The following is a 12,423-nucleotide window of genomic DNA, read 5'->3' on the forward strand; positions in this document are numbered from 1 at the left end:
ATGAAAAGATTGAACGTCGTTATCCATGCGGAACTGGAAGTCCCCGACGACTGGGAACTGGTCGAACATCCTTCCGGCGCTCAGGTGCTCAAGATCGGTGATGAGTTTGTCGACTTCGACATCGCGCCGCTGTCGACGCGTTCGGACGATCCGGATGCCGAATGGTCGGATGAGGACGCCGAGATCGTCGGCAAGGTACTCGATGCCGTCATCGGGCTGGACACGGACCTGGAACTCAAGTTTCAGCACTGACGCGCGCCAGGGCAGGGAACCCCCGGTTTGCTCGGGGCTGGTTCTTATTTCGTAGTCGTGAGGATTTCCTGTTGGACGTCGGCGATGTTGCGCGCGCGAGTCACCGGTGCCGCATCGCATTGTCCCTGGCGCGGACAACTTGAGCAGCGGGAGCAGATTATGCGTGCGGATTGTTCCAGGGATTCTTCTACCCAGGCAATGCTGAGAATGCTGGCCACTTCGCGAATGGCCTCTGTTGCCGCGCGATTTACCTTGGCCTGGCCTTTTTTCCGCAGGCAGTCTTCTGCGATGCTATCCACAATCTGCACTGCATCGGCCCCATTCGATGACAGGGCGGGCAACAGGTCGATCCCTACGGACAGGACATGGGGATTTCCAGCCATATCGCGCGTGCGCAGCGTGTGGCAACAGTAAAGTTGCCACTGATCGTTTTCTCTCAGCACCGATATCTGCGAACTCGCGTTCGGCGTGTTTCCAAACATGCGGAATACCGCCCAATGCGGGCATGGATCTGTAGCGCGAGCCATATTGCCCCAAGGCAGCGGGATGCCGTTGCCGCGATACACGGCGCGAAAATGGCCGGGTGCGTCCGCGTCAAAAAAGTGCCAATAGGGATAAGCGGAAACCTTGGTCATTCGCCGCATGATGACTGCCGCTGTGAGTTCGAGCTTTTGTCTTGCCTCGACGCGATATCGTTCCCTGGTGAGAAAGCGGCGAAACGGTATTTTTGGGCAGAGCAGCGCACCGGCGAAGAAACTACATTCGAAGTCTCTCCATGCATGCAGAACATCTCTCGCTTCGATGCCGGTATTGGAGGCTGAACCGCTGTCCGGACTTTCCCCTATATCGCCTCCAGTGGCATGAGGAGATTTCAGGCCGTCGCCGCCATGGAGCACCTTATGTCCGATATGGGACGCCAGATCGAACTTCAGCCGCGCCGGATCCGATTGCAAAGCCTTGTTCAGAAATATGGTGCCGGGAGAATCGAAAAAGGATCGGATCACGCTACGAACCTCGCGGTCTTTATTCCCCGCAAGAATCGGCTTGCGCTCAAACCAGCGAATCTCAAGGCCATGATGCTTACATAACGCCATCAGATCGTCGACGTTGAGCGGAAAGACGCGTTTGCCCACCATCTCGGCGGCACGTTCCAGATCGGGATATTCGTTACGGGATATTTCCTGATGTGAGCGAATCAGCAGTTGCGCGAATTGGCGTCCCGTCGTTCCCGTTTGTGACAATAGTTCAGGAATCGCAGCCTGCAGCAGATCCTTGGAAAAAAGGAACGAAGGCTCGAAAGGAATCCGTGCCGCACCGCCCGCGGCTTGTTTGCGCCCAACCGGGGCGAACTCCGTTTGGTCGAGGAACCACGCCGGCTTGCGCTGGAGAACGCCCGCAATCAGGGCGAGCAATTCCTGGGAGGGATTGCGGCGTCCGCTTTCGATCATGCTGAGGTAGGACACTGACGGAGCGGATTGCGGATCGATCTGAGCGCAACGTGCAGACAGGTCTTCAAGCGTAATCCGGTGCTCCTTGCGCAGGTTGCGCAGTTTGGCACCGAGAAAGTGGCTATTCCTGATGATTTGTTCCATGTCTCATCCAGCCCGTAAAAATGATGCTGTGAAGTTGCAGAAACCGATGCTTGTCAACTTAACACAGTCAACTTCTATTATGTGGAATTCACATAATACCTGCCTTATCGTCCAGCCATCGTTTTCACATCAAAGGAGATCATCATGATCAAGAGCACGGACAAGCGGCAGGCTGCAGCTGACGCTGCCATGATTCAGAAGGACTGGACCGAGAATCCGCGCTGGCGGTCAGTGAAGCGTGGCTATACCGCAGACGACGTGGTTCGGCTGCGGGGGACCGTGCGCATTAAATATACGCTCGCCGAACGCGGAGCAGAAAATCTTTGGCGGCTCTTTCAGGAGCGTCCCTTCGTCAATGCGCTGGGCGCGATGACCGGCAACCAGGCGATGCAGCAGGTGAAGGCCGGCGTTCCTGCGATCTATTTGTCCGGCTGGCAGGTCGCCGCGGATGCCAACAATGCAGGCCAGATGTATCCCGATCAGTCGCTATATCCAGCGGATTCCGTTCCCAACGTCGTGCGGCGAATCAACAACACGTTGTTGCGCGCCGACCAGATCCACCACACCGAGGGCGACGACAGCATCGATTGGCTTGCGCCTATCGTCGCCGACGCGGAAGCGGGATTTGGCGGTGTGCTCAATGCCTTCGAACTGATGAAGGCGATGATCGAAGCGGGAGCCGCCGGGGTGCATTTCGAGGATCAACTGGCCAGCGTGAAAAAATGTGGCCACATGGGCGGCAAGGTACTGGTTCCCACGCAGGAAGCCGTGCAGAAACTGATATCCGCGCGCCTGGCAGCGGACACCCTGGGTGTTCCCACCGTGCTAATTGCACGCACTGACGCGGAAGCTGCTTGCCTGCTGACATCGGACATCGATGACAACGACAAGCCATTTGCGACTGGTGAGCGCACGCCGGAAGGCTACTTCTATGTGCGTGAGGGTCTCGATCAGGCGGTGTCGCGTGGCCTGGCCTATGCGCCTTATGCCGACATGGTCTGGTGTGAAACGGGGAAACCCGATCTTGACTTCGCAAAAAGATTCGCCGAGGCGATCCGCAAGGTCTATCCCGACAAGCTGCTTGCCTACAATTGCTCGCCCTCCTTCAACTGGCGCAAGAACCTCGACGCTTCGACCATTGCGAAATTCCAGCGCGAACTGGGCGCCATGGGCTACAAGTTCCAGTTCGTTACGCTCGCCGGTTTCCATGCGCTCAATTACAGCATGTTCGAACTGGCGAAGGGTTATGCGCAGGAAGAAATGACGGCATATGTGCGCCTGCAGAACGCCGAGTTTGCCGCCGAGAAGCATGGCTACACGGCGACGCGGCACCAGCGCGAGGTCGGCGTTGGCTACTTCGATGCCGTTACGCAAATCGTTCAGGGCGGGCTGTCCTCAACCACGGCCTTTACAGGATCCACCGAAGAAACTCAGTTCCACGCCGCGGCACAGCCCAAGGCTGTCGCTGCCTGATATATCCTTAAAGGAGAACATCATGACCATCACCACCTACTATGCCAATTGCAACCAGAACCGCCGCAATGCCCAGGCCGAGGCTATCATCAACTTCGTCAATGACCTGACAGAGAGCAACGGCGACTGCCATTCATGGGATGCGGTACGGGCACATATTGACGCCATCATCGATACCGACGCGCAAAAGCAGCTCGGCATCACCATCGAAGCAGACGTGGCAGAGCTGGTGCCGGAGGATTAAAATGAACTACGCCAAGAATACCGCGGCGCTGAGCCGGAGGGCGCCAATGTCTTTCAATCTGCCGAAGGGCGTCAGAATAGACGCTCCCCTGCTGCCACGTTTCGAAGAGATACTGACTCACGACGCGCTTGAATTTGTCGCCAGGCTGCATCGCACCTTCGAGTCGCGCCGCCGCGAACTCATCGCGGCGCGCGCGCGAAGGCAGATGGAATTCGACGCCGGCATGCTGCCGGATTTCCTGCCCGACACTGCGCATATCCGGAGCGGAAGCTGGACTGTTGCGCCGTGTCCGGCGGACCTGCAGGACCGCCGCGTCGAGATCACGGGTCCGACGGAACGCAAGATGGTGATCAACGCCATGAATTCCGGCGCCAGCGTCTTCATGGCAGACTTCGAGGATTCGAATACCCCGACCTGGGAGAACCTCATTCAGGGCCAGATCAATCTGCGCGACACCATCGATGGCACTATCAGCTACACCAGCACGGAAGGGAAAAGCTACCGGCTGGCCGAGCGAACGGCGACGCTGCTGGTGCGGCCACGCGGCTGGCATCTCCTGGAAAAACACGTTCAAATCGATGGCGATGCGGTCGCGGGATCCATTTTTGATTTTGCGCTCTATTTCTTTCACAACGCGAAGCAGCGTATCGCCAACGGCAGCGGCGTCTACTTCTACCTGCCGAAAATGGAAAGCCATCTCGAAGCACGGCTCTGGAACGATGTTTTTATCGCGGCGCAAGACATGTTGGGCGTCCCGCAAGGCACCATCAAGGCGACGGTGCTGATCGAAACCGTGCTCGCTGCGTTCGAAATGGACGAAATACTCTACGAACTGCGCGAGCATTCGGCCGGCCTTAACATCGGGCGCTGGGACTACATTTTCAGTTGCATCAAGAAATTTCGCTCCCGTCACGAGTTCTGCCTCGCCGATCGCGCGCGGGTGACGATGACGGCACCGTTCCTGCGCGCATATGCCCTCTTGCTGATCAAAACCTGCCATCGTCGCAACGCGTTCGCGATGGGCGGCATGGCAGCACAGATCCCGATCAAGAATGATCCGGCGGCAAACGAAGCAGCCCTGGAAAAAGTGCGCGCGGACAAGTTGCGCGAAGTTACCGATGGCTGTGACGGCACATGGGTGGCTCACCCCGGCCTGGTTGCCATTGCAAAAGAGATTTTCGACCGGCATATGCCCACGCCAAACCAGATCCAGCGCCAGCGAAACGACGTCAACGTCACTGCGCGAGATCTGCTCCAGTTCGAGCCAGAAACACCGATTACCGAAGAAGGACTGCGCAACAACATCAGCGTGGGCGTGCAGTATTTGGGCTCATGGCTGGCCGGCAACGGTTGCGTTCCGGTGTTCAACCTGATGGAAGATGCCGCCACCGCCGAAATTTCACGTTCGCAGATTTGGCAATGGATCAGGAATCCCAAAGGCGTGCTCGACGACGGTCGCAAGGTGACCGAGCTTCTGTTCCGTCAACTGCTCGCCGAAGAGTTGCCGCGAATCCGAACTCTGCTTGGCGAGAAAGGCTGGAACGCAGGCCAGTACGAAAACGCGGCGCGGTTGTTCGAGCAAATTACGACCAGCGACAAATACACGGAATTCCTGACATTGCCGGCATATGAAATGATCATGTGAGTTACTGCTTAATGGCCATGGTTTATCATGCCGCGTATACATTACGAGGAGCTTCCCCATTGGAGTTTTGATGACGCAAGACATTGCTTGACGTGGGTCAGCGAGTTGGAAATCAGGCTAGAGTACTCAGCAAAAACTCGGCGTCTGCAGACGATAGCCGGATGTCGTCTTCATGTTCTCCGGTTAGCTCCACCCAGGTTTTAGGGCCTGACCAGGCTTCAAAGAACGCCCGCGAACGCTCCTTCCGAATGACGACGTCGTGGGCGAAGACCAGGCAGCGAATCGGCGAGGCTGCTTGCCCGACCGCGCTATCGACATCGATTCCATGTCGGAAAAATCTCTTGAGTATCCGCAGCGGTGCAATGCCATGGGAGTAGTCATGTGCGACTTTGGTCAGGGAGTCCCAGGGGGACACGACCAATGCCGGTACTGGGTACGCCGTAGCCGCCAGCGCCGCCATGCCGGCCCCAAATGAACGACCGAAGATGGCGCGCGGCTGGAGCGTACGTGCAAGCACCTGCGCATCCAAAGCCATGGCGGGACCGCTAACTTGTCCGCCCGTGGCGCCGTAGCCCCGATAGTGAGGTGCAATCACGCAGAACGATGCTGCCGGGGCGTAAGACAATAGCTCCTCACGCAGCCGGGTAGCGTATTCCAGTGCGTCACCGCCATTGCCCGGAAAAGCCAGGAGGATGTTTTTCGATTCGTGCGCACCGACAGTGAAGCATTGGATAGAACGTCCATCGTCGGCAAGAACAGATAGAAGGCGGGCATCTGCATTGTGCAAGGCATCCGATGTGGGTGGTACCAAGGTGCGCGAACCCGGAAACGCCAGCGTATCCTGTTTCACTAGCAGGGTTGCGAGAATCCCCGCCCAGGTCGCCAGGAGCGCGGTTGAGGCAATCACGACGCCTTTATTGGTTTTTGGACTCATGACGTTGTTAATTTGGCCTTTTTTTGTCTAAATATACCGGTCGAGTGCGCATGAAGTGCAATCCACCTGTCAGCGTGTCAGACTCTTGTCACTCATGCATGCAATTGGAAATTACACTCAAAGACTCAAGTCAGCAATACTGTTGCTCCTGTATCAACAAGAAGTTCCAAGGCCATGAATGGTATCCATGTCAATCGATTTATAGTACTGCTGATGAGTTGCTTGGCCATGCCTGTGCGATGGCAGGCGGTTGTGTATGGAAGAAACTGGCCTAATTATTCAAGGATTACGTTATGACTTCCTTCCCCTTGGCTTCATTGGTTACCCTGCTGGTGCTCTTGCTTATGGCTGTTACAGGAGTGAATGTTGGACGTGCCAGGGAACGCTATGGCATCAAAGCCCCCGCAGTGACGGGACATGCGATGTTCGAGCGCGCGTTCCGCGTTCAAATGAACACTTTGGAAAGTGCAGCACTGTTGTTGCCCGCCTTGTGGATATACGCAGGATATATCGGCGACCGGGGTGCCGGCGTAATGGGAATCATATGGCTTGGCGCCCGTGTATGGTATGCGGTTGCTTATATGAGCGACCCAGTCAAACGAAGCGGCGGATACGGTCTCTCTTTCCTGGCATTTGTCGGGCTGTGGCTTGGAGCTCTATGGGGTGTTGGAAGAGTGATGTTGCACTGAATCTGTTTAGCATATATAACTGTTAGCTCCATGTGTCCATGGACTACCTTTCTCATGAGGCAGAAGTCGGCCAGGTGCGGGCGTAGCGACCCAAAAAAATTGAGCCGCTCGAACGGCTGGCAACTCATCAGATACCTGCCGCTCGCCCCTGTAGTAATCCAGCCCAATCCTCGGCAATTGCCGCCGTTGGACTCACGGGACTCTGACGGCTACCACGGGTTCGTCGCCGGATGTATGCCAGAAAATCATACTGAAAAGCGGCTTTGGTGATCTCTTGGCAGAGCCCTCAACAAAAGCGACCCATTTTGCAAGCAAAACCAACTCAGTTATGCCAGAGAAAAATTTCAATTTGAGGCTCGCTGATTCGATGGTTAATGGTCTCAATACATTCTGTGCCTGAACAGCCATGCCGCACTCGTCAGAGCTACCGCACCAATCGACGCCATTGCAACAAACGGGTGGATCAGCAGATGGAACGGAGTGCCCTCCAGAAATACCCCCCGCAGCACCACCAAAAAATATCGCAGGGGATTCAGCAAGGTCAGATCCTGCACCAGCGACGGCATATTTTCGATCGGAGTCGCAAATCCGGACAGGATTATGGCGGGCACCATGAAGAAAAAAGCCCCTAGCAATCCCTGCTGCTGGGTGACGGCGAGCGACGAAATCATCAGGCCCAGACCGATTGCTGACAGCAGGAACAACACGATGCCGGTATACAGCGTCAGCAAACTGCCCAACAGCGGGACATGAAACCAGAATACGGCAACCAGAATGATCACAGTGGCTTCGGCGATGCCGATCACAAAACTGGGCAATGCCTTTCCCAGCAGGATTTCAACCGGCCGCAGGGGCGTAACGAGCAACTGGTCAAACGTGCCCTGTTCGCGCTCCCGTGCTACAGACAGAGCCGTCACCAGCATGGTGACGAGCAGCGTCAGCAGGCCGACGATGCCTGGCACAAAAAACCAGCGGCTTTCCAGGTTGGGATTGAACCAGGCCCGTGTTTCGATCACTGCCGGCGGCGGCCTGCCACCGTGGCTGGCTACCCAGTCGGTATTGAACTGTTTGATGATCAGTTGCGCATAGTTGACTGCCAGCTGCGCCGTATTCGAATTGCGTCCGTCAACCATGATCTGGATCGGCGCGGGATGTCCGTTCAGCACCTCTGCACTGAAGCGTGACCCGATACGAATGACCAGCAGCGCCTGCTTGCTGTCGATCATCGGCACAATCTCCCTGTCCTGCGTCAGCTGCTCGACTTCCTCAAAACTGGGCGAGCCGCGAAAGGCCGCGATTACCTGCCGTGAAACGATACCGCTGTCTTCATTGAAGACGGCAAACGGTACCTGTTTCAGATCGAAGGTGGCGGCGTAGCCAAACACGATCAACTGGATCAGCGGCGGCACGATGATGACCACACGGCTGCGCTTGTCCTTGAGCAGCGTCAGGAACTCCTTGATCGTCAGGGCGAGAATGCGTCTCCACATCAGGACTACTCCAAGCGCTTGCGGGATTTGCGGTAAGTCAGACCGAGGAAGATCACGGTCAATACGGCCAGACCCAACAGGTTGGGTAGAATTACGCTCCATACATTGCCGGCAAGAAATACTGTTTGCAGAATGGCCACGTAGTAGCGGGCTGCAATGACATGCGTAAGGGTTTGCACGATGCGGGGTATGCTGCCGATATCGAAAATGAATCCGGACAGCAGGAATGCTGGCAGGAAGGTCGTGATGATCGCGATCTGCCCGGCGACGAACTGGCTTTTGGCGACGGTGGAAATGAACAGGCCCATGCCCAGCGCGGTTAGCAGAAACAGCGCCGATGCGCCGAGCAGCAGCCAGGGCGAGCCGCGCAGCGGTACATCAAACAGCCACAGCGCCATGGCTACGGAAAGCGCCAGCCCGCCCATCCCCAGAATAAAGTAGGGGATCAGTTTGCCCAGAATCACTTCGTTCATGGTCACCGGCGTCACCATCAGCGCTTCCATGGTGCCGCGCTCCCATTCGCGCGCCATCACCATCGCCGTCAGCAGGGCGCCGATCAGCGTCATGATGATCGCGACCAGACCCGGCACCAGAAAATTGCGGCTGCGCAGTTCGCTGTTGAACCAGACGCGCTGCCCGATCTGCACCGGCGTGGCCAGCGACTGGCCGCGTGCCAGGGCGACATGCTCCAGCCATGTACCCCATACGCCTTCGACATAACCCGAAATGATGCGGGCCGTGTTGGCATCGACCCCGTTCACGATCAATTGAATCGGCGCGCTGCCCCGCCCCCGCAGACGTTGTGCAAAGTCCTGGCGCAACACGACGATGGCTTTCACGCGGCTTGCCATCATGTCGGCTTCAGCGGCCCGGGTGGTGGGGTATGAAGTGGGCACGAAATAACGGGACTTGTGGAACGCTGCGGTGAAGCTGGCGGTGTCCGCGCTCGGCTGTTCGACCACTAGGGCCACCGGGATCGATTCCGAGTCCAGCGAAACGCCATAACCGAACAGCAGCAGCAAGACCACGGGCATCAGAAAAGCGATGCCGATGCTGCTTGGGTCGCGGAAAATCTGCAGGAATTCCTTGCGAATCAGGCCGCGCAAACGCATGCCGAATTTTCCTGGCGCTTCCGAACTGTTTTGATGTGGGCGATCGTTCACGCGCTGGGCACCATTTGACTGTTGGCCTGGGTCTGCGCTTCGATCAGGCCAATGAAGGCATCTTCCATGGTCGGGTCGGGCACGGCCTCGGTCCGGGCCTGAAGCTTGATCGCGGTCGGGGTGCCGATGGTCAGGATTTCACCGCTCACCATGATGGCAAGGCGATCGCAATATTCGGCTTCTTCCATGAAATGGGTGGTCACCATGATGGTGACGCCCTGCTCGGCCAGCGTATCGATGCGCTGCCAAAATTCGCGGCGCGCGAGGGGATCGACGCCCGATGTCGGTTCATCCAGAAACAGGATGTCCGGTTCATGCATCAGGGCGCAGGCCAGTGCCAGGCGCTGCTTGTAGCCAAGCGAGAGATCGCCGCTGACCGTATTCGCCAGCGGTGCCAGGGCAAACTCCGTCATTGCCCATTGCATGCGCTGCTCGGCCCGCTTGCGCGACAAGCCATAGGCGCTGCTGAAAAAGCGCAGGTTTTCGATGACGCTGAGGTGCCCATACAGCGAGAATTTCTGCGACATGTAGCCGATGTGTGCACGCGCCGCAGCAGGCGCATTCCGAAGATCGACGCCGGCCACCCTCAGGTTGCCGGCGCTGGGCGGCAGCAGACCACACAGCATGCGAAAGGTAGTGGTCTTGCCGGCGCCGTTGGCGCCCAGCAAGCCGAAGACCTCGCCGCGCGTTACGGCAAAGTTGACGTTCTTGACGGCGCGGAAACTGCCGAAACGGCGCTCCAGTTGATCCACTTCGATGATTGCTCCGCCATCGGCTGTCTTTGCGGATGACAATGCCTGTGGAGGCGTAGCTTGAGGCAAGGTGGCGCCGTCCGGATGGGGCTGGCCCTTCAGCAGGGCGATGAAGCTGTCCTCGTAGCGAGGCGCCACTTTGGCCACGCTGACGTTTTGCATGCCGGGCAGTATCGCTTCCAGATCGGGGGGCGTCGTATCCTCCATCACCAGACGCACATGCTCGCCCTGAACCAGTGCGTCCACCACGCCGGGTGCATGCGACAAATGCGCCTGCAGCGATCGCTTGAACAGACTTTCTGCGGTGACGGACCAGGTTCTGCCTTGCATGCGGTCGCGCAATGCTTTCGGATCGCCCTGATCAAGGAGTTGCCCGTCATACAACAGAAATATCTCGTCGCAGCGTTCCGCCTCATCCAGGTAGGCGGTGCTCAGCAGCACGGTGGTGAATTCATTGCGAACCAGCCGATTGACGATGGCCCACAGTTCGCGCCGCGACAGCGGATCCACGCCGACGGTCGGCTCATCCAGCAGTAGCAAAGCGGGTTGGCGCACCAGGCTGCAGGCCAGCCCGAGCTTCTGCTTCATGCCTCCGGAGAGTTGTCCGGCTAGGCGCCCGGTAAATGGTTCAAGTCCCGCCATCTGTAGCAACTCCTGATAGCGATCCGCACGATGTATGACCGGAACGCCCTGTAGGTCAGCGTAGAGGTCGAGATTCTCCTGCACCGTCAGGTCTTCATAAAGGCCAAAACGTTGCGGCATGTATCCGATGCTGCCTTGAACCTGAAGTGACTGGGTGGCGGCATTTTTACCAAGCACCTTGATGCTGCCGCTATCGGGAACCAGCAAGCCGGCAGCCAAGCGCATGAGGGTCGTTTTGCCGGCGCTGTCCGGGCCGATAAGGCCGGTCACCTTGCCGTGCTGAACCCGAAAACTGACATTGTTGAGCGCCTGAACCACGCGCCCGTTCGAATGAAAATTCTTGGAGAGCTGATCGATGTCCAGTACGATGTCACCCCCCCGATCCGATGGGAAATGGAGGCTTGTCGAAAGTATGGCGGTGCCTTGCGGCATTACTGGCTCGGGCAAGGCGGTATTTCAGTAGCAACGGACTGGGATTGATCCAGCACAATATTCACCGTTGCAGGCATGCCGAGGCGCAGTTCATTCTGCGAGTTGCAGACAAACACCCGCAACTGATAAACCAGGTTGGATCGGACTTCCGTCGTTTCCACCGATTTCGGTGTAAATTCGGCGCTGGGCGAAATATATCCCAGCCATGCACGATAGCGCTTGCCGGGATAACTGTCTGTGGTGACCTCGGCGCGCATACCGTTGTGAATCTTGCCCATGTCCGATCCCTGCACATACGCGCGCACCCAGATTGGATCGGTCAGGGCCAGGGTATATACGGAAAGTTGAGGTGAAGCCATGTCGCCCGGCTCAAGAATCCGGTCTTGAATGACACCATCGGCAGGCGCATAAAGTGAAGCATCGGCCAGTTGTCTGCTGGCAATCGCAAGCGCCGCCCCATTTGCTTTGAGAGTAGCACTGGCGGCGGCGATATCCTCCATACGCGGGCCCAACTCGGCAAGTCGATGCATCGCTTGCGCTGCTTCGTACTTGGCATGTGCGGCATCTGCCGCAGCCTTGGCGTCGTCTGCCTGCTGCTTGGCGACGAAGTTCCGGGCGACAAGATCATTCAATCGATGATAAGTCCGCTCGGCATTGTTGGCCTCAATCCTGGCGGCGTCTTCATCCGCACGTGCCTTTCGAATTTCTTCCGGTCGATTGCCTGCCTTGAGACGGGCAACCACTTGATGCTGCGCAGCCTGTTGCGCCTCCAGTAATGCGACATTTTGTTGCAGCCGGGTAGTATCGAGCGAAGCAAGGAGCTGCCCTTGGCGAACGGTCTCTCCCTCTTTGACCAGCATGCGATCGATCCGGTCCGATCCATTGAATGCCAGCTGCACCTGCCTGATGTCGACGTTGCCATAAAGCGTAAGCACGTGGGCTGGCGGTTCATGATTATGCGTGTATTGCCAGAAATAGCCGCCAGCCGTACCGAAAATGGCAATCACGAGGAGCAGAATACCTATTTTGCGTTTCATTTGGCCTTGCTCATTTCAAACAGCAGATGTAAATCTGAAATGCAACATCTTTGTGACATGAAGTATAGCTGTTTCATA

11 protein-coding genes are annotated in these 12,423 nt (G+C 57.3%); 5 read left to right on the forward strand and 6 right to left on the reverse strand.

What is annotated here, in order from left to right:
* Window positions 1-252 carry a hypothetical protein gene (locus tag K5E80_RS02700; protein WP_220634707.1) on the forward strand — a complete coding sequence of 84 codons (252 nt, stop codon included), beginning with the start codon at window positions 1-3 and terminating at the stop codon, window positions 250-252.
* Between the two features lie 44 nt (window positions 253-296).
* Here K5E80_RS02700 and K5E80_RS02705 read toward each other — a convergent pair whose 3' ends face one another.
* A complete protein-coding gene (locus K5E80_RS02705) occupies window positions 297-1,844 on the reverse strand; it encodes a DUF3612 domain-containing protein (RefSeq protein ID WP_220634708.1) in 1,548 nt (515 codons plus the stop codon).
* A gap of 144 nt (window positions 1,845-1,988) precedes the next feature.
* Between K5E80_RS02705 and aceA the strand changes: the two genes are divergently transcribed.
* Genes aceA through aceB form a run of 3 tightly spaced genes read left to right on the forward strand, consistent with a single transcriptional unit; the run spans window position 1,989 to window position 5,206 of the window.
* A complete protein-coding gene (aceA, locus tag K5E80_RS02710) occupies window positions 1,989-3,317 on the forward strand; it encodes an isocitrate lyase (protein ID WP_220634709.1) in 1,329 nt (442 codons plus the stop codon).
* A 22-nt stretch (window positions 3,318-3,339) separates the two neighbouring features.
* Window positions 3,340-3,561, forward strand: a complete 222-nt coding sequence (locus K5E80_RS02715) for a hypothetical protein (RefSeq protein WP_220634710.1) — start codon at window positions 3,340-3,342, stop codon at window positions 3,559-3,561.
* A 1-nt stretch (window position 3,562) separates the two neighbouring features.
* Entirely contained in the window at window positions 3,563-5,206 is a 1,644-nt protein-coding gene (gene aceB, locus K5E80_RS02720) for a malate synthase A (RefSeq protein ID WP_220634711.1), read from the forward strand.
* Window positions 5,207-5,318: 112 nt separating this feature from the next.
* Here the strand turns inward: aceB and K5E80_RS02725 are convergent, their stop codons facing one another.
* Complete coding sequence (locus K5E80_RS02725) at window positions 5,319-6,140, reverse strand: alpha/beta hydrolase family protein (protein WP_220634712.1); 822 nt, start codon at window positions 6,138-6,140, stop codon at window positions 5,319-5,321.
* Window positions 6,141-6,433: 293 nt separating this feature from the next.
* Between K5E80_RS02725 and K5E80_RS02730 the strand changes: the two genes are divergently transcribed.
* The gene (locus K5E80_RS02730) at window positions 6,434-6,829 is read left to right on the forward strand and encodes an MAPEG family protein (RefSeq protein ID WP_220634713.1); all 396 of its coding nucleotides are present in this window, start codon (window positions 6,434-6,436) and stop codon (window positions 6,827-6,829) included.
* A 380-nt stretch (window positions 6,830-7,209) separates the two neighbouring features.
* On the opposite strand, the gene K5E80_RS02735 is transcribed toward K5E80_RS02730, so the two are convergent.
* From K5E80_RS02735 to K5E80_RS02750, 4 genes are read right to left on the reverse strand one after another with little or no spacing between them, the layout of a single operon-like run.
* Window positions 7,210-8,319, reverse strand: coding sequence for an ABC transporter permease (locus K5E80_RS02735; protein ID WP_220634714.1), 1,110 nt, complete (start codon window positions 8,317-8,319; stop codon window positions 7,210-7,212).
* Between the two features lie 5 nt (window positions 8,320-8,324).
* On the reverse strand, window positions 8,325-9,431 hold the full coding sequence (locus tag K5E80_RS02740) for an ABC transporter permease (RefSeq protein WP_220634715.1): 1,107 nt from the start codon (window positions 9,429-9,431) through the stop codon (window positions 8,325-8,327).
* Between the two features lie 47 nt (window positions 9,432-9,478).
* Window positions 9,479-11,308 carry an ATP-binding cassette domain-containing protein gene (locus K5E80_RS02745; protein ID WP_220634716.1) on the reverse strand — a complete coding sequence of 610 codons (1,830 nt, stop codon included), beginning with the start codon at window positions 11,306-11,308 and terminating at the stop codon, window positions 9,479-9,481.
* Window positions 11,308-12,345, reverse strand: coding sequence for an HlyD family secretion protein (locus tag K5E80_RS02750; RefSeq protein WP_220634717.1), 1,038 nt, complete (start codon window positions 12,343-12,345; stop codon window positions 11,308-11,310). Before K5E80_RS02750 ends, K5E80_RS02745 begins: the two co-directional genes overlap by 1 nt.
* Window positions 12,346-12,423 lie beyond the last annotated feature (78 nt).

The sequence above is a fragment of the Georgfuchsia toluolica genome, from assembly GCF_907163265.1.
Classification (GTDB): domain Bacteria; phylum Pseudomonadota; class Gammaproteobacteria; order Burkholderiales; family Rhodocyclaceae; genus Georgfuchsia; species Georgfuchsia toluolica.